This is a genomic window from Aeromonas sp. QDB34, from assembly GCF_027705405.1.
GTDB lineage: Bacteria > Pseudomonadota > Gammaproteobacteria > Enterobacterales > Aeromonadaceae > Aeromonas > Aeromonas hydrophila.
In genome coordinates this window covers 181983-207012 of record NZ_JAPDBT010000008.1, presented here as the reverse complement: position 1 = coordinate 207012, position 25030 = coordinate 181983, and the positions used below count along the sequence as shown (strand labels likewise).

Sequence of the window (25030 nt, the reverse complement as noted above, 5' to 3'; positions counted from 1 at the left end):
TGTGAGTGCCCACACAGATTGCTTGATTCAAATTGTTAAAGAGCGACGCAGCTTTTGGCTGCTGCGGGAGTGGCATTTTACTCAACCGCCTTCTCGAGTCAAGCCTTATTTTCAAAGGCTTTTCGAGGCGACCGACCCGGCTGTTTGCGTTGCCGCTTGCCGTGTCGATGGAGGCGCATTATAGGGAGCTGAAACTTTCTGGCAAGCAAATAATTGCAAAAAGATGGCTTTCATCGTTCAACCGCTCACAAAGCCACCAAAAAGCATTTAAAACCAGCAAAATCAGGCCACGGTGGGGGCAGCTACGGCAAAATCATGCAGATTGTTATAAATGGCATCGGCCAGCTCGACACCGGCATCCGTTACCGGCTTGCCCGTTCTGACCATGATCTTGTGACCAACCCCGGCATTGATGGCGGCTTTCAGATCGGAAGGCTTGTCACCCACCATATAGGAGCGGCTCATATCGATGTTCAGTTCTTGTTTGGCAAGCAGCAACATTCCCGGTTCTGGTTTGCGGCAGTCACAGGGAGCACCATGCTCCGGATGATGCGGGCAGAAGTAGATACCATCGAGGTCCACGTCGCGATCGGCCAATGACCAATCCATCCACTCGGTCAGGTTCATGAAATCATCTTCGCTGAAATAACCGCGGGCGATACCAGACTGGTTGGTGACAACGACCAGCAGATACCCTTTCTTGTTCAGCAGCTGCAGGGCATCGATGACCCCGGGCAAAAAGTGGAAATCATCTACCTTGCTGACATAACCGGTGTCTTCGTTGATGACACCATCACGATCCAGAAAAATGGCTGGTTTGCTCACAGAAACGACCTCTATCAATGATTTCGCAAAGTATCTCACAGGCCATTTAAAGCCCCAAAAGTAAAAGGGGTGGCCGAAGCCACCCCTTTCATGTGCGTATTTAAAGTATCGATTAAGCGATAACTTTAGCTACAACACCAGCACCTACGGTACGGCCACCTTCACGGATAGCGAAACGCAGGCCGTCGTCCATCGCGATCGGCGCAATCAGGGTAACAACCATCTTGATGTTGTCGCCCGGCATTACCATCTCTACGCCTTCCGGCAGTTCGATGGTACCGGTCACGTCGGTAGTACGGAAGTAGAACTGCGGACGGTAGCCTTTGAAGAACGGGGTATGACGACCACCTTCTTCTTTGGACAGTACGTACACTTCAGATTCGAACTTGGTGTGCGGCTTGATGGTGCCCGGCTTGGCCAGTACCTGACCACGCTCTACGTCTTCACGCTTCACGCCACGCAGCAGTGCACCGATGTTCTCGCCTGCACGACCTTCGTCCAGCAGTTTGCGGAACATTTCAACGCCGGTACAGGTGGTCTTGGTGGTATCTTTGATACCCACGATTTCCACTTCTTCACCAACTTTGACGATACCGCGCTCTACACGACCGGTAACTACAGTACCACGGCCAGCGATGGAGAATACGTCTTCGATAGGCATCAGGAACGGCAGGTCGATGGCACGCTCCGGCTCCGGAATGTAGGTGTCCAGGTGGCCAGCCAGTTCCAGGATCTTCTCTTCCCACTGAGCTTCGCCTTCCAGCGCTTTCAGTGCGGAACCACGGACTACCGGCAGGTCATCACCCGGGAAGTCGTACTCGGACAGCAGTTCGCGAACTTCCATCTCGACCAGTTCCAGCAGCTCTTCGTCATCTACCATGTCACACTTGTTCATGAACACGATGATGTACGGAACGCCTACCTGACGACCCAGCAGGATGTGCTCACGAGTCTGCGGCATCGGGCCGTCAGTCGCTGCTACTACCAGGATCGCGCCGTCCATCTGGGCAGCACCGGTGATCATGTTTTTAACGTAGTCGGCGTGACCCGGGCAGTCTACGTGCGCGTAGTGGCGGGTAGCGGTGTCGTATTCTACGTGGGAGGTGTTGATGGTGATACCACGCTCACGCTCTTCCGGTGCCTTGTCGATCTGGTCGAAGGCGAAAGCCTTACCACCGAAGTGCTTGGCCAGCACGTTGGTGATAGCGGCAGTCAGGGTGGTTTTACCGTGGTCAACGTGGCCGATGGTGCCGACGTTTACGTGCGGTTTATTACGCTCAAATTTTTCTTTAGACACGACGTAGTCCTTCTAGGTTAAACCCGCCTACCGTCGTAGGCGGGGAATCTTAAATTACTTGGATTTGCGCTCTTCGATCACGGCCTGGGCGACGTTGGTCGGGGCATCGTGATACTTGGCGAATTCCATGGCGTAGGAAGCACGACCCTGGGTAGCAGAACGCAGGGCGGTAGCGTAACCGAACATCTCGGCCAGCGGCACCAGGGCACGAACGATCTTGCCGGACGGGCCATCTTCCATACCTTCGATCAGGCCACGACGACGGTTCAGGTCACCGATCACGTCGCCCATGTAGTCTTCCGGAGTCTCGACTTCTACTTTCATGATCGGTTCGAGCAGAACCGGGTTGGCCTTCATGAAGCCAGCCTTAAAGGCCATGGAAGCAGCGATCTTGAACGCCAGTTCGGAAGAGTCGACATCGTGGTAGGAACCGAAGTGCAGACGCACGCCCAGATCCATTACCGGATAGCCTGCCAGCGGGCCGGACTTCAGCTGCTCGCGGATACCCTTGTCAACACCCGGGATGAACTCGCCAGGAATGACGCCGCCCTTGATGTCGTTGACGAATTCGTAGGCTTTGCCTTCTTCCAGCGGGTACATGTCGATCACAACGTGACCGTACTGACCACGACCACCGGACTGCTTGGCGTGCTTACCTTCGATATCCTTGACGGTGTTACGAATGGTTTCACGGTAGGCAACCTGCGGCTTACCTACGTTCGCTTCTACCTTGAACTCGCGACGCATACGGTCAACGATGATGTCCAGGTGCAGCTCACCCATACCGGCGATGATGGTTTGGCCAGACTCTTCGTCAGTCCATACGCGGAAGGACGGGTCTTCCTGAGCCAGACGGCCCAGAGCCAAGCCCATCTTCTCTTGGTCAGCCTTGGTTTTCGGCTCAACCGCGATGGAGATTACCGGTTCCGGGAATTCCATACGCTCGAGGATGATCGGCGCTTTTTCGTCACACAGGGTGTCACCGGTGGTCACGTCTTTCAGACCGATGGCGGCAGCGATGTCGCCTGCGCGAACTTCTTTGATCTCTTCACGCTTGTTGGCGTGCATCTGAACGATACGGCCAAAACGCTCGCGCTTCTCTTTAACGGAGTTCAGCACGGAGTCACCGGAGTTAACCACACCGGAGTAAACGCGGAAGAAGGTCAGGTTACCTACGAACGGGTCGGTAGCAATCTTGAATGCCAGAGCAGCAAACGGCTCGTCATCAGAAGCATGACGCTCGTCTTTGGTCTCGCCATCCAGCTTCAGACCGTCGATGGCGGCTACGTCGGTCGGAGCCGGCAGATAGTCAACCACGGCATCCAGCATGGCCTGTACGCCCTTGTTCTTGAACGCGGAGCCACAGGTAACCAGGATGATTTCGTTGTTCAGAACGCGCTGACGAAGAGCTTTCTTGATCTCTTCCTCGGTCAGTTCTTCACCACCCAGGTATTTTTCCATCAAGTCTTCAGACGCTTCAGCAGCGGCTTCAACCAGGGTCATGCGCATTTCTTGCGCTTTTTCCAGCAGCTCAGCCGGGACGTCTTCGTAATCGAAGGATACGCCCTGGTCAGCTTCGCTCCAGTTGATGGCTTTCATCTTGACCAGGTCGATAACGCCCTTGAAGTTCTCTTCTGAACCGATGTTCAGTTGCAGCGGAACCGGGTTACCTTTCAGACGGGTCTTGATGTGCTCAACGCAGCGCAGGAAATTGGCACCGGTACGGTCCATCTTGTTGACGAACGCGATACGGGGAACCTTGTACTTGTTAGCCTGACGCCATACGGTTTCAGACTGTGGCTGTACGCCACCTACGGCACAGTACACCATCACGGCGCCGTCCAGAACACGCATGGAACGCTCTACTTCGATAGTAAAGTCAACGTGGCCCGGGGTATCGATGATGTTGATACGGTGCGGTTGGAACTGTTTGCCCATACCGGACCAGAAAGCGGTGGTCGCGGCGGAGGTGATGGTGATACCACGCTCTTGTTCCTGTTCCATCCAGTCCATGGTGGCGGCGCCATCGTGAACTTCACCGATCTTGTGACTTACACCGGTGTAAAACAGAACGCGCTCGGTAGTAGTAGTCTTACCGGCGTCGATGTGAGCGGAGATACCGATATTACGATAACGCTCAATGGGGGTTGTACGAGCCATTGTCATCCTCTTACTAGGGCACTTGTCCCCAGATAATTAAAGGTGCGCAGAGCCAAAAGACCCTGCGCAAGCGGATTACCAGCGGAAGTGAGCGAAAGCCTTGTTCGCTTCAGCCATACGGTGTACGTCTTCACGTTTCTTGACAGACGAACCCTTATTGTCAGCGGCATCCAGCAGCTCGCCAGCCAAACGCTGAGCCATTGATTTTTCACCACGTTTACGAGCGGCATCAACCAACCAGCGCATTGCCAGGGCATTGCGGCGAACCGGACGAACTTCTACCGGTACCTGATAGGTTGCACCACCGACACGACGAGATTTAACCTCGACGGCCGGACGAATGTTGTCCAGGGCTTCTTCGAATACGGCCAGGTGCTCTTTGCCAGTCTTGGTGGCAATGATGTCCAGCGCGCCATATACGATGGCTTCGGAAACAGATTTCTTACCGTCAACCATTACTACGTTGACAAATTTAGCCAGCAGCTCTGATCCGAACTTGGGATCCGGCAGGATTTTACGCTGACCAACAACACGACGTCTTGGCATTTCAAATTCTCCGTAACTTCAGGGGTTACCCAAAACTAGAAAGTTATCTAACTAGAAACGAATTAACGTTTGGCCTTACTTAACGGAGAACCATTAAGCTTTCGGACGCTTCACGCCATACTTGGAGCGAGCCTGCTTACGGTCTTTAACACCGGCACAGTCCAACGCACCACGAACGGTGTGATAACGAACACCTGGCAAGTCTTTTACACGACCGCCACGGATCAGAACAACAGAGTGCTCTTGCAGGTTGTGACCTTCACCGCCGATGTAGGAGGTGACTTCGAAGCCGTTGGTCAGACGTACACGGCATACTTTACGCAGTGCAGAGTTAGGCTTCTTCGGGGTGGTGGTGTATACACGGGTGCACACGCCACGCTTCTGAGGGCACGCTTCCAGCGCCGGCACGTTGCTTTTCACAACGAGCTTGATGCGTGGCTTGCGAACCAACTGGTTAATAGTTGCCATCAAAAGGCTCCTGATAATGACTTCATAAACATGTGAAAAATCCTCCCCGCAGATACGGGGACGCGAAATTTTATGCCCTGTTGTCAAGGGAGTCAAGATTTATACAATCCGAGCTAGGAAAGGCAGTGAAGAGACCTTGGAAAATATCGCTAACCTGCTGAAATGATTATATAAAAATGACGGTCAGCCAGCCCAGGTCTGCGGCGAGCCTTTTTCCGCGATCAGAGCCACCAAGCCGGCCATGTCCAGATCCAACCCGATCCGTTGTTGCAATCCCCTCGCCTGCAGGTCTTCCCGCATGACATAGAGCGGCACTCCGGCCAGCCGTGCACACCACTGAGGGGCCGTGGCAGCGACGACGGCATCCTGCATCAGTACCAGCACATCCTCCGGCTGGCGATAGGTCAGCGCCTGTTCCAGGTCCTGGCTCTGGAAAGGAGATGTCAGTATCAGCTGTATCATGGTCACCTCAAAAGCAGATGTGGGTAGCACAGGCATCCCACTGGTGCCGGATGTCGGTGCGGGACAGGCCGGTGACGGGGATCAGCAGATCAGCCACCGTCAGGCCACGCTCTGCCAGCGAGTCGGTGCACACATAGACCTCCTCGATGTCGTAAAGCTCGAGCAGTTTGAAGGTCGGTGCATAGTGACGCTGCAAGATGGCCTGCGGCTGCTGCTCCCTGAGCAATTGCAGCACGCCATCCCCGATGAGGAACAGGGCCAGCGACTCGGTCATGGCCGAAGTGGCCAACAGGGCATCCAGACCTTCCCGCCCGGCGGCGGTACCGTGCGGCCCGCGCCGGCAAATAAACGCTATCTTGTGCATGGCTGCCTCCTAAAACTGGACGAATCGATCGGCGGTCAGGCTGGCCTCCGCCAGCTGACCCAGCCCGCTCAGGCAAAATGGCGGCTCCAGGTTGAAGTGTGCCCTGCCCAGCCCCTTGGCCTCCTGCTCATCCAGCACACCGCGCCGCATGGCGGCGGCGACGCACACATCGATACGGATCCCTTGCTGGTTGGCCAGTTCACGCCACAGGGCGACCAGGTTGCTCTCATCGGAGGCTGGAGCATGCAGCCCGTTGCCGTTGCAGACCCCGTCCTGGTAGAAGAACAGGTGAGACAAGCGATGGCCCTGCTCGATGAGGCTCAAGGCAAAACGATAGGCGGTGCTGGCCGACTGGGTGCCATAGGCGGGCCCCGTTACCAGCAGGGCAAAATTCAGACTCATATCCGGACTCCTGCGCATGTGTTCGTCCATTCTACGCCAAACACAAAAAAGCCCCTCCTGGGAGGGGCTCTTCGTGCAGCCTTGGATCAGACGTAAGCGATGGCTTCGACTTCAACCAGCACATCCTTCGGCAGACGCGCCACTTCCACGCAGGAGCGGGCAGGAGCGGCGTCACCGAAGTAACGGGCATAAACCTGGTTGAAGGCAACAAAGTTGTTCATGTCGCTGAGGAAGCAGGTAGTCTTCAGTACCTTGCCGGTATCGGCTCCCGCTTCCTTCAATACTGCAACCAGGTTCTTCATCACCTGCTCGGCCTGCGCTTCGATACCGCCAGCCACTATCTCCATGGTGGCCGGATCGAGCGGGATCTGCCCGGAAGTGAAGACCAGCTCGCCCAGTTTGGTGGCCTGAACATACGGGCCAATTGCGGCAGGAGCCTTGTCGGTTGCAATAACTTCTTTAGCCATTCTTGTCTATCCCCTTCTATGGCGCTTACTCGTTTTCGTCTTCACCCTGCTTGCGCTGTCGGATGTACAGATAAACGGTATGTTTGGAAATGTTCAGCTTGTCGGCGACCAGGTTGATCGAGTCCTTGATATCAAATATGCCCTTCTCGAACAGCTGGGTCACGATAAACCTGTTTTTAGCATTGTTGGCAACGGTCGGATCGCGGTTGATCTCGTCGATGGTATTGTCCACCGTCTGGGCAACCAGCTCTTCCACACTGTTGGCAAAGGTCTCCGGCGACTGACGCTCGACTTGTTGCGGCGTCGGGAAAAATTCGGCGACGAACTCGTGAAAAGGCGCGTTGATGTGCAGGTTGATACAGATGAGGCCGATCACCTGCTTGTCGCTGTTCCTGATGGCGATGGTACTCGACTTCATCAGGGCACCGGTACGGCTGCGAGCAAAATAGCTCTGGGTGTAATCCTGGCCGGTATTCTCGATGTCCTTGAGCATACGCAGCGCGAGATCGGTAATGGGGGCCCCCTCATTCCGTCCCGTATTGAACCCGTTGGCAATCTTGATCACGGACTCGTGCAGATTTTCCAGGGAGTGAAGCACCACTTCACAGTGCTTGCCGAACAACTCGGCCAAGCCATCGATCAGCCCATCGTATGAGCGCAACAATTCCCTGTCTTCGTCTGTAAAAGTGCGACCGATCAGTTGCTCTTCGGGAAGCATCACTTCCTCGATACCGACAGTCATGTTCTACCCCTGTAATACCCATTCAACTTTCCCGAGTTTTCAGTTGCGAGGGGTCAATGTCAACTTTTTTTGATTTTTTACTCTGCAACCTTGCTCTGGATCATCCGAATATCCGCGTGGTGTCTGGCTTTGACGAGAAAATCGACAATAAAAAAGGGCCCCATGAAGGGGCCCCTTTTCATTCGCTACAGCGGAAGATTACTCTTCGTCAAAACTGCCGGCTGCGTTGAGCAGATCCGCCAGGTTTTGCTGAGCTTCATCGGCAGTCACCTGCGGTACACCAACAGCACGGGCTGCGGCGGCACGCTGGTTGATCCGGCCGTGGTGGTAGGCAAAGCCGGTACCAGCCGGGATCAGACGACCCACGATCACGTTCTCTTTCAGGCCACGCAGTTCGTCACGCTTGCCGCCAACGGCCGCTTCGGTCAGAACACGGGTGGTTTCCTGGAAGGAAGCCGCGGAGATGAAGGACTCGGTGCTCAGAGATGCCTTGGTAATACCCATCAGGATGTGACGGAAGGTGGCCGGGGTCTTGCCCTCAGCAACCAGCTTACGGTTGGCAATCTTCACGCGAGCCACTTCAACCTGTTCGCCTTCGATCAGGTCGGTGTCACCAGCGCTCAGGATCTCGCACTTGCGCAGCATCTGACGCACGATGACTTCGATGTGCTTGTCGTTGATCTTAACGCCTTGCAGACGGTAAACGTCCTGCACTTCGTTGGCGATGTAGTTGGCGACCGGGCTGATACCGCGCAGACGCAGAATGTCGTGAGCAGACTCAGGACCGTCCGCCAGCACTTCACCCTTCTCAACTTTTTCACCTTCGAACACGTTCAGGTTACGCCACTTCGGAATCATCTCCTCGTAGACATCGCCACCATCGGTCGGGGTGATGACCAGACGGCGTTTGCCCTTGGTCTCTTTCCCGAAGGAGATGGTACCGGAGATCTCGGCCAGAATTGCCGGTTCCTTCGGTTGACGTGCTTCGAACAGATCCGCAACGCGCGGCAGACCACCGGTGATGTCCTTGGTACCGCCGGACTCTTGCGGGATACGCGCTACCGCGTCACCCACGCCCACGTTGGCACCATCTTCCAGGTTCACGATTGCCTTGCCCGGCAGGAAGTACTGGGCGGCTACATCGGTACCCGGGATCATCACGTCCTTGCCATTCAGGTCGACCAGTTTAACGGTCGGACGCATCTCTTTACCGGCGCTCGGACGCTCGTTGACATCCAGTACGACGATGGAGGAGAGACCGGTCAGCTCGTCGGTCTGACGAGTAATGGTCACGCCATCGATCATGTGTTCGAAGTGCAGGCGACCCGCCACTTCGGTGATGATCGGGTGAGTATGCGGGTCCCAGTTGGCGACGGTTTCACCGGCGTTCACGGCCTGGCCATCTTTCACTTCCAGCACGGAACCATAAGGCAGCTTGTGGCTTTCCTTGGTACGGCCCATCTCGTCCATGATGGTCAGTTCGGTAGAACGGGAGGTGATAACCAGTTTGTCGTCACTGTTGTGAACGAACTTGGCGTTCTGCAGCTTGATGCTACCGGTATTCTTGACCTGAATGCTGCTCTCGGCAGCGGCACGGGATGCGGCACCACCGATGTGGAAGGTACGCATCGTCAGCTGGGTACCTGGTTCACCGATGGACTGGGCGGCGATAACACCGACAGCCTCACCCTTGTTAACCAGGTGACCACGGGCCAGATCACGGCCGTAGCAGTGAGCACAGTTACCGAAGTCGGTCTCACAGGTGATGGCAGAACGTACCTTCACGCGGTCAACGGAGTTGCGCTCCAGCAGGTCACACAGCTGCTCGTCGAGCAGGGTGTTGCGTGCTACCAGCACTTCGTCTTCAGTACCCGGCTTGATCACGTCATCGGCAACCACACGGCCCAGCACGCGCTCACGCAGCGGTTCGACCACGTCGCCACCTTCGATCAGCGGAGTCATCCACAGACCTTCGGTAGTGCCGCAATCGTCCTCGGTGATCACCATGTCCTGTGCCACGTCAACCAGACGACGAGTCAGGTAACCGGAGTTCGCAGTCTTCAGTGCGGTATCCGCCAGACCCTTACGAGCACCGTGAGTGGAGATGAAGTACTGCAGTACGTTCAGACCTTCGCGGAAGTTCGCGACGATCGGGGTCTCGATGATGGAGCCATCCGGCTTGGCCATCAGACCACGCATACCGGCCAGCTGACGGATCTGGGCTGCGGAACCCCGCGCACCAGAGTCGGCCATCATGAAGATGCTGTTGAACGAGGCTTGCTCTTCTTCTTCACCCAGCGAGTTGACGTTACGCTCTTTGGACAAGTTCTCCATCATGGCCTTGGAGACGCGCTCGTTGGCGCTGGCCCAGATATCGATAACCTTGTTGTAACGTTCGCCCGCAGTCACCAGACCAGACAGGAACTGGTCCTGGATCTCGGCAACTTCGGCTTCTGCAGCGGCGATGATGTCTTTCTTGGCATCCGGGATGACCATGTCATCGATACCAACGGAAGCACCGGACAGGGCCGCATAGTGGAAACCGGTATACATCAGCTGGTCAGCGAAGATGACGGTGTCCTTCAGGCCCTGCTTGCGATAGCAGGTGTTCAGCAGACGGGAGATGAGCTTTTTGCCCAGCGCCTTGTTGGATACGGATTTGATCCAGTTCTGCGGGTTGGCATCCAGGTCAGCCTGCTCTGCAGCAGTCAGCACCTTCGGCTCGTCGATCAGGGCGTATTCCATGCCTTTCGGCAGGATCAGGCTCAGGATCGCACGACCAACGGTGGTGTTCTTCATCTCGGTGTGAGCACGCAGCGAACCGTCTTCCTGACGCAGGTATTCGGTGATGCGAACTTTCACGCGAGCATGCAGATCGGCCAGACCGGCGCGGTATACCTTCTCGGCTTCTTTCGGGCCGGACAGCACCATACCTTCGCCCTTGGCGTTGATACGGGCGCGGGTCATGTAGTACAGACCCAAGACCACGTCCTGAGACGGAACGATGATCGGCTCACCGGAGGCAGGCGACAGGATGTTGTTGGTGGACATCATCAGCGCGCGCGCTTCCAGCTGGGCTTCTAGGGTCAGCGGTACGTGGACCGCCATCTGGTCACCGTCGAAGTCCGCGTTATAGGCGGCACAGACGAGCGGGTGCAGCTGGATGGCCTTGCCTTCGATCAGGGTCGGTTCAAACGCCTGGATACCCAGACGGTGCAGGGTCGGTGCACGGTTCAGCAGCACCGGGTGTTCGCGGATCACTTCGTCCAGGATGTCCCAAACGACAGCTTCTTCGCGCTCCACCATCTTCTTGGCGGCCTTGATGGTGGTCGCCAGACCGCGGGATTCCAGCTTGCCATAGATGAAGGGCTTGAACAGCTCCAGCGCCATCTTCTTCGGCAGACCGCACTGATGCAGACGCAGAGTCGGACCTACGGTGATAACGGAACGACCGGAGTAGTCGACACGCTTACCGAGCAGGTTCTGACGGAAACGACCTTGCTTACCCTTGATCATGTCAGCCAAGGATTTCAGCGGGCGCTTGTTGGAGCCGGTGATGGCACGGCCACGACGACCGTTGTCCAGCAAGGCATCGACGGACTCTTGCAGCATGCGCTTTTCGTTGCGCACGATGATGTCCGGAGCAGCCAGGTCCAGCAGGCGCTTCAAGCGGTTGTTACGGTTGATCACGCGGCGGTACAGATCGTTCAGATCGGAGGTCGCGAAACGGCCGCCGTCCAGCGGTACCAGCGGACGCAGGTCCGGCGGCAGCACAGGCAGCACTGTCATGATCATCCACTCCGGCTTGTTACCGGACTGCAGGAAAGCTTCCATCAGCTTCAGGCGCTTGGTGGTCTTCTTGCGCTTGGTCTCGGAGTTGGTCTGATCCAGCTCTTCGCGCATGGTGCGCACTTCGCCTTCCAGATCGATGGCGCGCAGCAATGCCAAGATTGCTTCGGCACCCATCTTGGCGTCGAATTCGTCGCCCCACTCTTCCAGTGCGTCCAGGTACTGCTCTTCGGACAGCATCTGGCTGCGCTCGAGGTTGGTCATGCCGGGTTCGATCACTACATAGGATTCGAAATACAGCACGCGCTCGATGTCACGCAGGGTCATGTCCAGCAGCAGACCGATACGGGACGGCAGGGACTTCAGGAACCAGATGTGGGCAGTCGGGCTGGCCAGCTCAATATGGCCCATACGCTCACGACGGACCTTGGTCTGGGTCACTTCTACGCCGCACTTCTCACAGATCACACCACGGTGTTTCAGGCGCTTGTACTTGCCGCACAGACACTCGTAGTCCTTCACCGGTCCGAAGATACGGGCGCAGAACAGACCATCACGTTCCGGCTTGAAAGTCCGGTAGTTGATGGTCTCAGGCTTTTTGACCTCACCGAATGACCAGGAGCGGATCATGTCAGGAGAGGCCAGACCGATCTTGATACTGTCAAACTCTTCGGTCTTGGTCTGAGCCTTCAAAAACTTGAGTAAGTCTTTCACGTGTTTCCCCTGTCAGGAGTCTAACCTCGGCGCCCCTACTGCCGAAACAGCGGGGCGCCCACGTCAATTCTCGAACAATAAGAGCGAGCTCTTACTCTTCGTCCAGCTCGATGTTGATACCCAGAGAGCGGATTTCCTTCAGCAATACGTTGAAGGATTCGGGCATGCCCGGCTCCATACGGTGGTCGCCATCCACGATGTTCTTGTACATCTTGGTACGGCCGTTCACATCGTCAGACTTGACGGTCAGCATCTCCTGCAGGGTATATGCCGCACCGTAAGCCTCCAGGGCCCACACTTCCATCTCACCGAAACGCTGACCACCGAACTGTGCCTTACCACCCAGCGGCTGCTGGGTAACCAGGCTGTAAGAACCGGTAGAACGCGCGTGCATCTTGTCGTCTACCAGGTGGTTCAGCTTCAGCATGTACATGTAACCCACGGTGACCTTACGCTCGAAGGCGTTACCGGTACGACCGTCGAACAGGGCGATCTGACCGGATTCCGGCAGGTCGGCCAGCTTCAGCAGGGCCTTGATTTCACGCTCTTTGGCGCCATCAAAGACCGGCGTAGCGACCGGCAGACCCTTGCGCAGGTTACCGACCAGGGTACGTACGTCGTCGTCGGACAGCTCGGCCACGTTCACTTGCTGGGTGTCTTTCTCGCCCAGGTCATAGACCTGTTGCAGGAAGTCACGCATCTCGTGCAGTTCGCGCTGTTCCTTGACCATGCGATCGATCTTCTCGCCGATACCCTTGGCCGCGAGGCCCAAGTGCACTTCGAGGATCTGACCGATGTTCATACGGGACGGTACGCCCAACGGGTTCAGAACGATGTCGACCGGACGGCCGTACTCGTCATGGGGCATATCCTCGACCGGACAGATCTTGGAGATAACACCCTTGTTACCGTGACGACCCGCCATCTTGTCACCCGGCTGGATGCGACGCTTGACGGCCAGATAGACCTTGACGATCTTCAGTACGCCCGGCGCCAGGTCATCGCCCTGGATGATCTTGCGACGCTTGTTCTCGAATTTCTTGTCGAACTCGGCCTTCAGCTCAACGTGCTGTTCAGCGATCTGTTCCAGCTCGATTTGCTTGGCTTCATCTTCGATGGCCAGCTCAAACCACTTGGAGCGATCGAGCTTGTTCAGACGGTCTTCGCTGTAACCGGCGGCCAGCAGCAGGTTGCGGGAGCGGCCGAAAATGCCGTCTTCCAGGATCTTGAACTCTTCGGTCAAGTCCTTCTTCGCTTCCTTCAGCTGCATCTCTTCGATTTCTTTGGCGCGCTTGTCTTTTTCCACGCCATCGCGGGTAAAGACCTGCACGTCAACCACGGTACCGTACACACCGTTCGGCACACGCAGGGAGGAGTCCTTCACGTCGGACGCCTTCTCACCGAAGATGGCACGCAGCAGCTTCTCTTCCGGGGTCAGCTGGGTTTCACCTTTCGGTGTTACCTTGCCGACCAGAATGTCGCCGCCCTTCACTTCGGCACCCACGTAGACGATACCGGACTCGTCCAGCTTGGACAGAGCGGCTTCACCCACGTTCGGGATGTCAGCAGTGATCTCTTCCGGACCCAGCTTGGTGTCACGGGAGATACAGGCCAGTTCCTGGATGTGAATGGTGGTCAGGCGATCTTCCTGAACAACACGCTCGTTCACCAGGATCGAGTCTTCGAAGTTGTAACCGTTCCACGGCATGAACGCGACGCGCAGGTTCTGACCCAGCGCCAGTTCACCCAGGTCGGTGGACGGGCCGTCAGCCAGCACGTCGCCCGCCATCACCGGCTCGCCCAACATCACGCACGGACGCTGGTTGATACAGGTGTTCTGGTTGGAACGGGTGTATTTGGTCAGGCTGTAGATGTCGATGCCGGCTTCGCCAGGCAGCAGCTCATCTTCGTTGACCTTGATAACGATACGGGAGGCATCGACGTAGTCGATCATGCCGCCACGCTTGGCCACTACGGTAACACCGGAGTCAACGGCCACAGCGCGTTCCATACCGGTACCAACCAGCGGCTTGTCGGCGCGCAGAGTCGGTACAGCCTGACGTTGCATGTTTGAACCCATCAATGCGCGGTTCGCGTCATCGTGTTCCAGGAACGGGATCAGGGCCGCTGCCACAGATACGATCTGCTGCGGGCTCACGTCCATATACTGGATCTGGTCGGCGTTCATAAAGGTGGATTCACCTTTGTGACGGCACGGGATCAATTCATCTTTCAGACGGCCATCTTCGGTGGTCGCGGCGTTAGCCTGTGCGATCACGTACTTGCCTTCTTCAATAGCAGACAGATAGTCCACTTCGTCGGTGATCACACCGTCAATGACCTTGCGGTACGGGGTCTCAAGGAAACCGTACTCGTTGGTACGAGAGTACACGGACAGAGAGTTGATCAGACCGATGTTCGGACCTTCAGGAGTTTCGATGGGGCACAGACGACCGTAGTGGGTCGGGTGTACGTCTCGAACTTCAAAGCCGGCACGCTCACGAGTCAAACCGCCCGGGCCCAGCGCAGAGATACGGCGCTTGTGGGTCACTTCGGACAGCGGGTTGTTCTGGTCCATGAACTGGGACAATTGGCTGGAACCAAAGAACTCTTTGACTGCGGCGGAGATCGGCTTGGCGTTGATCAGGTCCTGCGGCATCAGGGTGTCCAGGTCGCCCAGGGAGAGACGCTCCTTGACCGCACGCTCGACACGCACCAGACCGACGCGGAACTGGTTTTCAGCCATTTCACCGACAGAACGGATACGACGGTTGCCTAGGTGGTCGATATCGTCCACCTCGTCATTGCCGTTACGGATGTCGATCAGGCGCTTCATCACATCGACGATGTCGTCTTTGGTCAGAGTACCCACGCCAGTCTCGTCTTCACGAGCCAGACGGCGGTTGAACTTCATCCGACCTACGGTAGACAGGTCGTAACGCTCGGAAGAGAAGAACAGGTTCTCGAACAGCTGTTCTGCGGCTTCGCGAGTCGGCGGCTCACCCGGACGCATCATGCGATAGATTTCGACCAGAGCTTCCAGGCGGCTGGAGCTGGAGTCGATACGCAGGGTCTCGGACATGTAGGCACCGTGATCCAGTTCATTGGTGAACAGAACCTCGAAGTGCTTGAAGCCGGCTTGGGAGAGGTTGGCTACCGCTTCCAGGCTCAGTGCCTGGTTGGCAGTCACTACCATCTCGCCAGTTTGCGGATGTGCGTAGTCCTTGGCAGCAACTTTGCCAACAACATACTCAACCGGTACCTCAATCTGGGTAACGGAATCTTTTTCCAACTGACGGATGTGACGCGCAGTCACTCGACGACCGGTCTCAACCACCACGGCGCCATTGGCCACGATGTCAAAGGTCGCAGTTTCACCACGCAGGCGCTCCGGCACCAGGTCCATCATCAACTTGCCATCTTTGACTTCGAAACCGATGGTCTCGAAGAAGGTGGCCAGAATCTGTTCGGAACTGAAATCCAGGGCACGCAGAATAATGGATGCCGGCAGTTTACGACGACGGTCGATACGGACAAACAGGTTGTCTTTCGCATCGAACTCGAAGTCCAGCCAGGAGCCACGGTAGGGAATAACGCGCGCGTTATACAGCACCTTACCGGATGAATGTGTTTTGCCTTTATCGTGGTCGAAGAAGACGCCTGGGCTACGATGCAGCTGGGAGACGATTACCCGCTCGGTACCATTGATAACAAAGGTGCCGTTTTCGGTCATGAGCGGAATTTCGCCCATGTATACTTCTTGTTCCTTGATGTCTTTGACGGTGCCGGCAGCTGCTTCACGGTCGTACAGAACCATACGAAGCTTGACACGCAGCGGCGCGGAGTAGGTCACTCCACGGATCTGGCATTCTTTTACGTCAAATACCGGCTCACCCAGGCGATAGCTGACATACTGAAGCTCAGCACTACCGGAGTAACTGGTGATCGGGAAAACGCTACGGAAAGCGGCCTCTAGGCCATATTCACCTTCCGGGTCAGCCTCGATGAACTGCTTGAAGGAGTCCAGCTGAATGGACAACAGATAAGGCGTGTCCAGTACCTGGTCTCGCTTACCGAAGTCCTTACGAATGCGTTTTTTTTCGGTATAAGAGTAAACCATAGGGTTCCTCAGCTCGCTGATAAGTGACCCACTCTGTCCCACGGGACAGCTCTGTCTCAACACCGTTTTGTGTTGGCCCGGACGAATGAAAACAGTCCGGATTGCTGGTGCACCGAGAGTCGTAAACGGTGTGAAATGCTCTCAGTCTACAGCGCAAAAAGGCTGGTGAACAAAAATTCACCAGCCCTAGCCTGTTTTATCAGGCTAATCTACATAAATGCAGATTATTTGATCTCAACAGAAGCACCGGCAGCTTCCAGCTCTTTCTTCAGAGCTTCAGCTTCGTCTTTGGAGACGGCTTCTTTCAGGTTAGCCGGAGCAGCTTCTACCAGGTCTTTGGCTTCTTTCAGGCCCAGACCGGTGGCGCCACGAACGGCTTTGATGACGGCAACTTTGTTGGCACCGGCAGCAGTCAGAACTACGTCGAACTCGGTCTTCTCTTCTACTGCTTCAGCAGCAGCCGGGCCGGCCATTACGGCAGCAGCGGCAGAAACACCGAACTTCTCTTCCATAGCTTCGATCAGCTCAACAACTTCCATTACGGACATGGAAGCAACGGCTTCGATGATTTGGTCTTTAGTGATAGACATGACAAAAATTCCTGATGTTGAATAAACTCAAACAGCCTAGATAGGCGAGAATCAAGCAGCAGCTTGTTTCTGGTCGCGAACAGCAGCGATAGTACGAACCAGCTTGCCAGCAGAGGCTTCCTTCATGGTAGCCATCAACTTCGCAATTGCTTCTTCGTAAGTCGGCAGCGTGGCCAGACGATCAATTTGTGCTGCGGCGATAAACTCACCGTTAAAAGCGCCAGCCTTGATTTCGAACTTTTGGTTCGCTTTAGCAAACTCTTTGAACAGACGAGCGGCAGCGCCCGGGTGTTCGTTAGAGAAAGCAATCAAGGTAGGACCGGTAAATGCGTTGTTCAGGCACTCGTATTCGGTACCTTCTACCGCGCGACGCAGCAGGGTGTTACGCACAACGCGCATGTACACACCGGCTTCACGAGCGGTTTTACGCAGGACGGTCATCTTGTCTACAGTCACGCCGCGAGAATCGGCAATCACTGCAGAAAGAGCGCCTTTGGCAGCTTCGTTGACTTCAGCAACAATTGCCTTTTTGTCTTCGAGTCCCAATGCCATTGGCTTAACTCCTGGATTGAATCCGGGTCAAATGACCCAGTACTGACACATCCCCCCTACCTTTACAACAGAGGGGAACGATGCGGTAGCAGGATTCCAGAAGAGAAAGAATCTTTCTCGCTGGGTTTCCGGCACCGTCTACGCAGGAAGGATTAAGGCCTTACAGCCTCCTGCGGTCTTGGACGGAGGTCGAAGCCCCCAACCAATCAAGGCGCAAAATTATAGATTAAATTTTGCGCCTTGTAAAATCCATCAATTAGGCCTGAGCTTCCAGAGAAGCTTGGTCTACGGCAACACCGGCACCCATGGTGGTGGAGATGCTGACTTTCTTGATGAATACACCCTTGGCGGAAGACGGCTTGGCCTTTTTCAGGGCAACCAGCAGAGCTTCCAAGTTTTCTTTCAGCTGAACTTCGTTGAAAGAAACCTTGCCCAGAGTGGTATGAATGATACCGTTCTTGTCGTTACGGTAACGGACCTGACCAGCCTTGGCGTTCTTGACGGCTTCGGCAACGTTAGGAGTTACAGTACCAACTTTCGGGTTCGGCATCAGGCCGCGCGGGCCCAGGATTTGACCCAGCTGACCAACAACGCGCATGGCATCCGGGGATGCGATAACTACGTCGAAGTTCATCTCGCCTTTCTTGACCAGATCGGCCAGCTCGTCCATACCAACCAGTTCAGCACCGGCAGCTTTGGCAGCTTCGGCGTTGGCACCTTGGGTGAATACGGCTACGCGTACTTCACGACCGGTACCGTGCGGCAGTACAGTTGCACCACGTACGTTTTGGTCGGATTTACGAGCATCGATACCCAGGTTAACGGCAACGTCAACGCTTTCAACGAACTTGGCAGTAGCCAGTTCTTTCAGCAGGGCAATGGCTTCGTTGATGGAGTACTCTTTGGTACCGTCAACTTTTTCGCGAATAACGCGCATACGCTTGGAAAGTTTTGCCATTGTCTTAATCCTCCACTACCAGGCCCATGGAACGAGCGGAGCCGGCGATGCAACGTACTTTTGCATCCAGATCGGCACCGGTCATATCCGGCTCTTTGGTCTTGGCGATTTCTTGCAGCTGAGCCACAGTCACCTTACCAACCTTGTCTTTGTTCGGCTTGGCAGAACCAGACTGGATACCAGCAGCTTTCTTCAGCAGGAAGGAAGCGGGCGGAGTCTTGGTTTCGAAGGTGAAGGAACGGTCGCTGTAAACGGTGATCACGACCGGAGTCGGTGAGCCTTTTTCCAGCTTTTCTGTACGGGCGTTGAACGCCTTACAGAATTCCATGATGTTCACACCGTGCTGACCCAGAGCAGGACCAACGGGAGGACTGGGGTTAGCACTGCCAGCCTTAACTTGCAGCTTGATATAAGCTGTGACTTTCTTAGCCATTACAAAAATACCTCAGAAATGGGTTCTAACGCCTCGGAGACATGCTCCTGCAAACGGCTCCCCAACTAATAAAGGGGCAGCGAATTATAATGACATTCGCTGCCCCTGACAACCGTTAACGAACAGAGTTTAATCAGCCCTTTTCGACCTGACCAAAATCCAGCTCTACCGGTGTAGAACGACCGAAGATCAAAACGGAGACCTTCACGCGGCTCTTTTCGTAGTCCACCTCTTCAACGGTACCGTTGAAATCGGCGAACGGACCATCGGCAACCCGCACCATTTCACCCGGTTCAAACAGGGTTTTCGGACGCGGCTTGTCGTGGGCATCTTGCAGACGATTGAGGATGGCATCCGCTTCTTTATCAGAGATAGGAGCAGGACGATCAGAGGTGCCACCAATGAAGCCCATGACGCGCGGTACGTTGCGTACCAGGTGCCACGTGGTCTCATCCATGATCATCTGAACCAGGACGTAACCCGGGAAAAACTTGCGCTCACTCTTGCGCTTCTGGCCAGCGCGCATCTCGACCACTTCTTCGGTCGGGACCAGCACTTCACCGAACATGTCTTCCATGCCATGCATCTTGATATGTTCACGCAGGGATTTGGCAACACGGCCTTCATAGCCGGAAAACGCCTGCACCACATACCATCTCATACGTTGTTCACGTTGTTCAGTCATGGCTTATCCTTACACACCGGTAATCAGGTTGACCAACCAGACCAAGGCACCGTCCAGAATGAACAGCAACAGCCCCATCACGGCAGTCACCGCCAGCACAATCAGGGTTGTCTGAATGGCTTCCTGACGGGTCGGCCATACGACCTTGCGGACTTCCAGGCGAGACTCACGGGCAAATGCCAGTGTCGCCTTTCCCTTGGTGGTTTGCAGGGCTACTGCACCGGCAGCAGCAATGACAACGACCACACCCAGGGCGCGGACGGCAGCGACGACATCGTTGAGCAGGTAATTACCCACTACAGCGGCCGCCAGGATAATGAAAACCAGGCCCCAAAGCAGGGTATCCTTGCTTCCGCCCTGGCTCTCAGAACTAACACTCATACAACCCACCTGTATCTGACGTAACCAAAGACACAAAAGCCCCGTACGAGACGAGGTATATGGCAGGGGCGGCAGGACTCGAACCCGCAACCATCGGTTTTGGAGACCGCTGTTCTACCAATTCGAACTACGCCCCTGCATAAGAAAGCCCCTATTATAGGGGCTTTGCTTTATTTATGTAAGCCAAAGATTAAGCGATAACTTTAGCTACAACACCAGCACCTACGGTACGGCCACCTTCACGGATGGCGAAACGCAGGCCGTCGTCCATCGCGATCGGCGCAATCAGGGTAACAACCATCTTGATGTTGTCGCCCGGCATTACCATCTCTACGCCTTCCGGCAGTTCGATGGTACCGGTCACGTCGGTAGTACGGAAGTAGAACTGCGGACGGTAGCCTTTGAAGAACGGGGTATGACGACCACCTTCTTCTTTGGACAGCACGTACACTTCAGATTCGAACTTGGTGTGCGGCTTGATGGTGCCCGGCTTGGCCAGTACCTGACCACGCTCTACGTCTTCACGCTTCACGCCACGCAGCAGTGCACCGATGTTCTCGCCTGCACGACCTTCGTCCAGCAGTTTGCGGAACATTTCAACGCCGGTACAGGTGGTCTTGGTGGTATCTTTGATACCCACGATTTCCACTTCTTCACCAACTTTGACGATACCGCGCTCTACACGACCGGTAACTACGGTACCACGGCCAGCGATGGAGAATACGTCTTCGATAGGCATCAGGAACGGCAGGTCGATGGCACGCTCCGGCTCCGGAATGTAGGTGTCCAGGTGGCCAGCCAGTTCCAGGATCTTCTCTTCCCACTGAGCTTCGCCTTCCAGCGCTTTCAGTGCGGAACCACGGACTACCGGCAGGTCATCACCCGGGAAGTCGTACTCGGACAGCAGTTCGCGAACTTCCATCTCGACCAGTTCCAGCAGCTCTTCGTCATCTACCATGTCACACTTGTTCATGAACACGATGATGTACGGAACGCCTACCTGACGACCCAGCAGGATGTGCTCACGAGTCTGCGGCATCGGGCCGTCAGTCGCTGCTACTACCAGGATCGCGCCGTCCATCTGGGCAGCACCGGTGATCATGTTTTTAACGTAGTCGGCGTGACCCGGGCAGTCTACGTGGGCGTAGTGACGGGTAGCGGTGTCGTATTCTACGTGGGAGGTGTTGATGGTGATACCACGCTCACGCTCTTCCGGTGCCTTGTCGATCTGGTCGAAGGCGAAAGCCTTACCACCGAAGTGCTTGGCCAGCACGTTGGTGATAGCGGCAGTCAGGGTGGTTTTACCGTGGTCAACGTGGCCGATGGTACCCACGTTAACGTGCGGTTTATTACGCTCAAATTTTTCTTTAGACATGATCGTCCCTCTAAACTAACGCTGAGTACGCGGTGGCAAGCTAACCACAGAACAGTTTATATGATGGATTTGAATCTGGTGGGGAAGAGAGGCTGGTGCTGACAGGCAGGTTCGATTGCCGAACTCACCCTAAGGTGTGGCTCTGCTATCGCCTGAGCCGTATCAGCATCTTGGAGCGGGCAGCGGGAATCGAACCCGCATCATCAGCTTGGAAGGCTGAGGTAATAGCCATTATACGATGCCCGCATTTCTCTAACCCAAAGAACTCAAACCGCAGAGAAATATGGTGGAGGGAGAAGGATTCGAACCTTCGAAGGCAGAGCCGTCAGATTTACAGTCTGATCCCTTTGGCCGCTCGGGAACCCCTCCAGTTGCATAAATGCCACAACGGTAATTCTGCTTGCACCCGTTGTTTTATCGCTTTTGCCGGGCAAATAGACGACAGACATCTAAGCGTCGCGCATTTTATGGTAAGCATTTTGGGGATGCAACCATTGCGCCTTGCAAAATGTGCATTATTGCCAGGAACCAGGCAAAAAAGGACTCACTCTCCGCTCGAAACCGTCGCTTCTCTTGTCGCTCCCCACCCCTTGGTGTATGGTCGCCCTGCCCAAGAAACAGTGATGACACCATGACGACAGAGCATAACCCCTATCTGCAATTCACCCGCGAACAATGGGCGTTATTGCGCGACTCGGTCCCTTTGACCCTGACCGAGCACGATCTGCAGACCCTGCGCGGGATCAATGAAAAGGTGTCATTGCAGGAGGTGGAAGAGATCTACCTGCCCCTCTCCCGCCTGCTCAACCTCTACGTCAAGGCCAAGCAGCGTCGCAGCCGGGTACTGGAACAGTTTCTCGGTCAGTCCCGCGGCAAGGGTACCTACATCATCAGCATCGCCGGCAGCGTGGCGGGGGGCAAGAGCACCACGGCGCGCATCATGCAGGCATTGCTGGAACGCTGGCCGGAGCACCCGCGGGTGGAGCTGGTCACCACCGACGGCTTTCTCTATCCCAACAAGGTGCTGGAAGAGCGCGGCCTGATGCGCCGCAAGGGCTTCCCGGAATCCTACGACATCCGTCATCTGGTGGAATTTGTCGCCAACATCCGCGCCGGCCACGAAAAGGTCGAAGCGCCTGTCTACTCCCACCTTATCTACGACATCATCCCTGATGAGAAGAAGGTGGTGGAGCAGCCGGACATCCTGATCCTCGAAGGGCTCAATGTACTGCAGAGCGGCATGGATTATCCGCAGGAGCCTCACCGTGTCTTCGTCTCCGATTTCGTCGACTTCTCCATCTATGTGGATGCCGAAGCCGAGCTGCTGCGCACCTGGTATATCGAGCGCTTCCTCAAGTTCAGAAGTGGCGCCTTCTCGGATCCCGACTCCTACTTCCACCACTACGCCAAACTGGCGGAGAGCGAAGCAACCAAGATTGCCAACAACATCTGGCAAGATATCAACTATCTGAATTTGAAAGAGAACATACTGCCGACCCGGGAGCGGGCCAACCTGATCCTGACCAAGGGCAACGAGCACGCCATCGAGCAAATCAAGCTGCGCAAGTAGCGGCGACTGAACACGAATCAACATGAAGAGGGGGCCCGCAGGCCCCCTCTTCTATTCATGACGATCGCCACTGCCTTCAGTCGCCCCGACGCAGGGAGATCTCGCCGCCCAGGTAGAACTTGATCCCCTCTGCGGTCTCCAGCCGCAAGGCGCCGCGATCATCGATGCCGCGCGCCACGCCGCGGATCTCCTGCTCGCCCATCAGCAGCCGCACCGGCCGGCCGGCGAAGTGATCGAGCCGGTTCCAGTCCGCCACGAAGCTGGCGAGACCACTCTGTTCGAAGGTGAGCATGGCCTGCTGCAGGTGATCGAGCACCCTGCCGGCCAGCAGATTGCGATCCACCAGTTCCGGCTGGATGTGGCGCAGTTCGGACCAGGCCTGATCGATCCGCTCCCCCTCCCGGCTCGGCATCGCCAGATTGAGGCCAACCCCGATCACCAGATGACAGCTGGCACCGGCACTGCCGCTCATCTCCACCAGAATGCCCGCCAGTTTGCGGCCCTGATAGTAGAGATCGTTGGGCCATTTCAGCTCCACCCCCGGATAACCGAGGGATTCCAGCGCCTGCACCACGGCCACGCCGACCGCCAGGCTCAGTCCCATGGCAGCGGCCATGCCCTGCTCGAGCCGCCAGTACATGCTGAGGATCAGCTGGCAACCGAACGGGGAGACCCAGGGCTTGCCGCGGCGGCCACGACCGGCGGTCTGGCACTCGGCCAGGCAGCTCTCGCCGGAGCTCAGCTGATTGACCTGCTCCAGCAGGTACTGGTTGGTGGAGTCGATGACCGGAAAGCAGTGTACCGGCGCCATCGGCGCCAACGCCTGCAGCTGCGCCTCGTCATAGAGCGCCATCGGCACCGCCAGCCGATAGCCCTTGCCGGTCAGGCTGAACAAGTCCAGCCCCAGCTCCTTGAGCGCGGCCATGTGCTTGCTGACCGCCGCCCGGCTGATGCCGAGCTGCTCACCCAGCTGTTCGCCGGAGTGAAACTGGCCGTCGCTGAGCAGGGTGATCAGGGTCTGTCTGATGGGGGTCAGGGTCATGAGAGTACCTCGTCGAGCCAAGTTTCACCGCTGCGCCCCATGAAGCGCACTTCGTGTTCCAGCAGCACGCCGAACTTCTGCTCCACGCTGTCGCGTACGTGAGCCGCCAGGGCGATCAGCTCCATGGCGCTGGCACCGCCCAGATTGACCAGCACCAGGGCCTGCTCCTGATGCACGGCGGCGCGGCCGATGGCAAACCCCTTGAGGCCGCACTGATCGATGAGCCAGCCTGCGGCCAGCTTGGCCTGCCCGTCAGCGGTCGGGTAACAGGGCATGTGCGGATATTGCTGCTTGAGCCGGTCGGCCTGCGTCGCCGTCACCACGGGGTTCTTGAAGAAGCTGCCGGCATTGCCGAGCACTGCCGGATCCGGCAGCTTGGCCATGCGGGTGGCGCAGACGGTGTCGAAGATGGCCTGCGCCGTGGGCTGCTCACCGAGCGCGGCCAGCGGGCCATAACCCGCCACCGGCTGCCAGGCCTTGGCGAGGCGCAGCCCGACGGCGGTGATGAAGTGGCTGTCCTGACAGGCGTGCTTGAAGATGCTGTCGCGATAGCCGAACCCGCAGGCGGCCGCCTCGATGCGCTCCAGCTGGCCACTCTGCCAGTTGAACGTCTCCACATAGGCGCAGACGCTGGCCAGCTCGACCCCGTAGGCGCCGATATTCTGCACCGGGGCAGCCCCGACCGTGCCCGGGATCAGCGCCAGGTTCTCGAGCCCGCACCAACCCTGCTGCAGGCTATGGCACACCAGCTCATGCCAGTTCTCGCCGGCCGCCACGTGCAGCAACCAGTGATCCCCCTCGTCGTGCAGCGTTATCCCTTTGAGCCGGTTGAGCACTACGACACCGGCGAAGTCATCGCAAAACAGCACGTTGCTGCCACCGCCCAGCACCAGCCGCGACAAGCCGGCCAGCTCGGGGTTGGCCACCAGTTGCGGCAGATCGTCGATCCGTTCCACTTCGGCCAGCCAGCGGCAATGGGCATCGAGGGCGAGGGTGTTGAGCGTCAACAAGGAGGCGTAAGGGGTGAGTTTCATCTGCGTGTCCCGACAATGGCAAGCGGGCAGTCTACCTTATATTGCCGCCGGACG

At 56.5% G+C, this 25030-nt stretch carries 23 protein-coding genes and 3 tRNA genes; 2 read left to right on the top strand and 24 right to left on the bottom strand.

The genetic code is table 11. The features are described from left to right. On the top strand, window positions 1-184 hold a 184-nt coding region (locus OKC29_RS13345; protein ID WP_270669278.1), incomplete at its 5' end, for a hypothetical protein. Window positions 185-282: 98 nt separating this feature from the next. Here the strand turns inward: OKC29_RS13345 and gmhB are convergent. From gmhB to OKC29_RS13235, 22 genes are all read right to left on the bottom strand, one after another. Continuing rightward, a complete protein-coding gene (gmhB, locus tag OKC29_RS13340; RefSeq protein ID WP_162275788.1) occupies window positions 283-825 on the bottom strand; it encodes a D-glycero-beta-D-manno-heptose 1,7-bisphosphate 7-phosphatase in 543 nt (180 codons plus the stop codon). A 112-nt stretch (window positions 826-937) separates the two neighbouring features. After that, window positions 938-2122 carry an elongation factor Tu gene (gene tuf / locus OKC29_RS13335; protein WP_011707694.1) on the bottom strand — a complete coding sequence of 395 codons (1185 nt, stop codon included), beginning with the start codon at window positions 2120-2122 and terminating at the stop codon, window positions 938-940. 54 nt (window positions 2123-2176) lie between these two features. Next, complete coding sequence (gene fusA / locus OKC29_RS13330; protein ID WP_011707695.1) at window positions 2177-4282, bottom strand: elongation factor G; 2106 nt, start codon at window positions 4280-4282, stop codon at window positions 2177-2179. Between the two features lie 75 nt (window positions 4283-4357). Beyond that, a complete protein-coding gene (gene rpsG / locus OKC29_RS13325; RefSeq protein WP_005306266.1) occupies window positions 4358-4828 on the bottom strand; it encodes a 30S ribosomal protein S7 in 471 nt (156 codons plus the stop codon). Between the two features lie 93 nt (window positions 4829-4921). Then, the gene (gene rpsL, locus OKC29_RS13320) at window positions 4922-5296 is read right to left on the bottom strand and encodes a 30S ribosomal protein S12 (protein ID WP_005306278.1); all 375 of its coding nucleotides are present in this window, start codon (window positions 5294-5296) and stop codon (window positions 4922-4924) included. Between the two features lie 183 nt (window positions 5297-5479). Next, window positions 5480-5758, bottom strand: coding sequence for a sulfurtransferase complex subunit TusB (tusB, locus tag OKC29_RS13315; protein ID WP_024945207.1), 279 nt, complete (start codon window positions 5756-5758; stop codon window positions 5480-5482). Window positions 5759-5765: 7 nt separating this feature from the next. After that, window positions 5766-6122, bottom strand: a complete 357-nt coding sequence (tusC, locus tag OKC29_RS13310; RefSeq protein ID WP_016352262.1) for a sulfurtransferase complex subunit TusC — start codon at window positions 6120-6122, stop codon at window positions 5766-5768. Between the two features lie 9 nt (window positions 6123-6131). Continuing rightward, window positions 6132-6524 carry a sulfurtransferase complex subunit TusD gene (gene tusD / locus OKC29_RS13305; protein ID WP_016352263.1) on the bottom strand — a complete coding sequence of 131 codons (393 nt, stop codon included), beginning with the start codon at window positions 6522-6524 and terminating at the stop codon, window positions 6132-6134. A gap of 86 nt (window positions 6525-6610) precedes the next feature. Then, complete coding sequence (locus OKC29_RS13300) at window positions 6611-6991, bottom strand: RidA family protein (RefSeq protein WP_011707699.1); 381 nt, start codon at window positions 6989-6991, stop codon at window positions 6611-6613. Between the two features lie 25 nt (window positions 6992-7016). Next, window positions 7017-7733 carry a helix-turn-helix transcriptional regulator gene (locus OKC29_RS13295; protein ID WP_005306294.1) on the bottom strand — a complete coding sequence of 239 codons (717 nt, stop codon included), beginning with the start codon at window positions 7731-7733 and terminating at the stop codon, window positions 7017-7019. 198 nt (window positions 7734-7931) lie between these two features. Continuing rightward, a complete protein-coding gene (gene rpoC / locus OKC29_RS13290) occupies window positions 7932-12236 on the bottom strand; it encodes a DNA-directed RNA polymerase subunit beta' (RefSeq protein ID WP_011707700.1) in 4305 nt (1434 codons plus the stop codon). Window positions 12237-12327: 91 nt separating this feature from the next. Then, window positions 12328-16356: a DNA-directed RNA polymerase subunit beta gene (gene rpoB, locus OKC29_RS13285; protein WP_010635847.1), complete on the bottom strand. Its 4029-nt coding sequence runs from the start codon at window positions 16354-16356 to the stop codon at window positions 12328-12330. A gap of 224 nt (window positions 16357-16580) precedes the next feature. After that, entirely contained in the window at window positions 16581-16946 is a 366-nt protein-coding gene (gene rplL / locus OKC29_RS13280; RefSeq protein ID WP_011707702.1) for a 50S ribosomal protein L7/L12, read from the bottom strand. Between the two features lie 51 nt (window positions 16947-16997). Then, complete coding sequence (gene rplJ, locus OKC29_RS13275) at window positions 16998-17498, bottom strand: 50S ribosomal protein L10 (protein WP_011707703.1); 501 nt, start codon at window positions 17496-17498, stop codon at window positions 16998-17000. A gap of 256 nt (window positions 17499-17754) precedes the next feature. After that, window positions 17755-18456, bottom strand: a complete 702-nt coding sequence (rplA, locus tag OKC29_RS13270) for a 50S ribosomal protein L1 (RefSeq protein WP_016352266.1) — start codon at window positions 18454-18456, stop codon at window positions 17755-17757. A 4-nt stretch (window positions 18457-18460) separates the two neighbouring features. Further along, window positions 18461-18889, bottom strand: coding sequence for a 50S ribosomal protein L11 (rplK, locus tag OKC29_RS13265; protein ID WP_016352267.1), 429 nt, complete (start codon window positions 18887-18889; stop codon window positions 18461-18463). Between the two features lie 133 nt (window positions 18890-19022). Beyond that, complete coding sequence (gene nusG / locus OKC29_RS13260) at window positions 19023-19574, bottom strand: transcription termination/antitermination protein NusG (protein ID WP_005306318.1); 552 nt, start codon at window positions 19572-19574, stop codon at window positions 19023-19025. Between the two features lie 9 nt (window positions 19575-19583). Next, window positions 19584-19955 carry a preprotein translocase subunit SecE gene (gene secE, locus OKC29_RS13255; protein ID WP_011707705.1) on the bottom strand — a complete coding sequence of 124 codons (372 nt, stop codon included), beginning with the start codon at window positions 19953-19955 and terminating at the stop codon, window positions 19584-19586. Window positions 19956-20015: 60 nt separating this feature from the next. Then, window positions 20016-20092, bottom strand: a tRNA-Trp gene (locus OKC29_RS13250). A gap of 53 nt (window positions 20093-20145) precedes the next feature. Next, entirely contained in the window at window positions 20146-21330 is a 1185-nt protein-coding gene (gene tuf, locus OKC29_RS13245; protein ID WP_011707694.1) for an elongation factor Tu, read from the bottom strand. Window positions 21331-21501: 171 nt separating this feature from the next. Then, a tRNA-Gly gene (locus OKC29_RS13240) sits at window positions 21502-21576 on the bottom strand. Between the two features lie 38 nt (window positions 21577-21614). Next, window positions 21615-21699, bottom strand: a tRNA-Tyr gene (locus OKC29_RS13235). A 262-nt stretch (window positions 21700-21961) separates the two neighbouring features. On the opposite strand from OKC29_RS13235, the gene coaA reads away from it, so the two are divergent. Beyond that, entirely contained in the window at window positions 21962-22900 is a 939-nt protein-coding gene (coaA, locus tag OKC29_RS13230; RefSeq protein ID WP_011707706.1) for a type I pantothenate kinase, read from the top strand. A gap of 76 nt (window positions 22901-22976) precedes the next feature. On the opposite strand, the gene birA is transcribed toward coaA, so the two are convergent. Next, the gene (gene birA, locus OKC29_RS13225; protein WP_073352070.1) at window positions 22977-23942 is read right to left on the bottom strand and encodes a bifunctional biotin--[acetyl-CoA-carboxylase] ligase/biotin operon repressor BirA; all 966 of its coding nucleotides are present in this window, start codon (window positions 23940-23942) and stop codon (window positions 22977-22979) included. Next, window positions 23939-24976: a UDP-N-acetylmuramate dehydrogenase gene (gene murB, locus OKC29_RS13220; protein WP_073352072.1), complete on the bottom strand. Its 1038-nt coding sequence runs from the start codon at window positions 24974-24976 to the stop codon at window positions 23939-23941. Before murB ends, birA begins: the two co-directional genes overlap by 4 nt. Window positions 24977-25030 lie beyond the last annotated feature (54 nt).

What these genes read in the sequence shown, in the direction of transcription:
- tuf (WP_011707694.1), bottom strand. Translation starts at nt 21,330, where the DNA reads ATGTCTAAAGAAAAATTTGAGCGTAATAAACCGCACGTTAACGTGGGT.
- tusB (WP_024945207.1), bottom strand. Translation starts at nt 5,758, where the DNA reads ATGATACAGCTGATACTGACATCTCCTTTCCAGAGCCAGGACCTGGAA.
- rplA (WP_016352266.1), bottom strand. Translation starts at nt 18,456, where the DNA reads ATGGCAAAACTTTCCAAGCGTATGCGCGTTATTCGCGAAAAAGTTGAC.
- OKC29_RS13295 (WP_005306294.1), bottom strand. Translation starts at nt 7,733, where the DNA reads ATGACTGTCGGTATCGAGGAAGTGATGCTTCCCGAAGAGCAACTGATC.
- rpsL (WP_005306278.1), bottom strand. Translation starts at nt 5,296, where the DNA reads ATGGCAACTATTAACCAGTTGGTTCGCAAGCCACGCATCAAGCTCGTT.
- nusG (WP_005306318.1), bottom strand. Translation starts at nt 19,574, where the DNA reads ATGACTGAACAACGTGAACAACGTATGAGATGGTATGTGGTGCAGGCG.
- rpsG (WP_005306266.1), bottom strand. Translation starts at nt 4,828, where the DNA reads ATGCCAAGACGTCGTGTTGTTGGTCAGCGTAAAATCCTGCCGGATCCC.
- coaA (WP_011707706.1), top strand. Translation starts at nt 21,962, where the DNA reads ATGACGACAGAGCATAACCCCTATCTGCAATTCACCCGCGAACAATGG.
- rpoB (WP_010635847.1), bottom strand. Translation starts at nt 16,356, where the DNA reads ATGGTTTACTCTTATACCGAAAAAAAACGCATTCGTAAGGACTTCGGT.
- rplJ (WP_011707703.1), bottom strand. Translation starts at nt 17,498, where the DNA reads ATGGCATTGGGACTCGAAGACAAAAAGGCAATTGTTGCTGAAGTCAAC.
- rplL (WP_011707702.1), bottom strand. Translation starts at nt 16,946, where the DNA reads ATGTCTATCACTAAAGACCAAATCATCGAAGCCGTTGCTTCCATGTCC.
- fusA (WP_011707695.1), bottom strand. Translation starts at nt 4,282, where the DNA reads ATGGCTCGTACAACCCCCATTGAGCGTTATCGTAATATCGGTATCTCC.
- OKC29_RS13300 (WP_011707699.1), bottom strand. Translation starts at nt 6,991, where the DNA reads ATGGCTAAAGAAGTTATTGCAACCGACAAGGCTCCTGCCGCAATTGGC.
- secE (WP_011707705.1), bottom strand. Translation starts at nt 19,955, where the DNA reads ATGAGTGTTAGTTCTGAGAGCCAGGGCGGAAGCAAGGATACCCTGCTT.
- tusC (WP_016352262.1), bottom strand. Translation starts at nt 6,122, where the DNA reads ATGCACAAGATAGCGTTTATTTGCCGGCGCGGGCCGCACGGTACCGCC.
- birA (WP_073352070.1), bottom strand. Translation starts at nt 23,942, where the DNA reads ATGACCCTGACCCCCATCAGACAGACCCTGATCACCCTGCTCAGCGAC.
- tusD (WP_016352263.1), bottom strand. Translation starts at nt 6,524, where the DNA reads ATGAGTCTGAATTTTGCCCTGCTGGTAACGGGGCCCGCCTATGGCACC.
- rplK (WP_016352267.1), bottom strand. Translation starts at nt 18,889, where the DNA reads ATGGCTAAGAAAGTCACAGCTTATATCAAGCTGCAAGTTAAGGCTGGC.
- murB (WP_073352072.1), bottom strand. Translation starts at nt 24,976, where the DNA reads ATGAAACTCACCCCTTACGCCTCCTTGTTGACGCTCAACACCCTCGCC.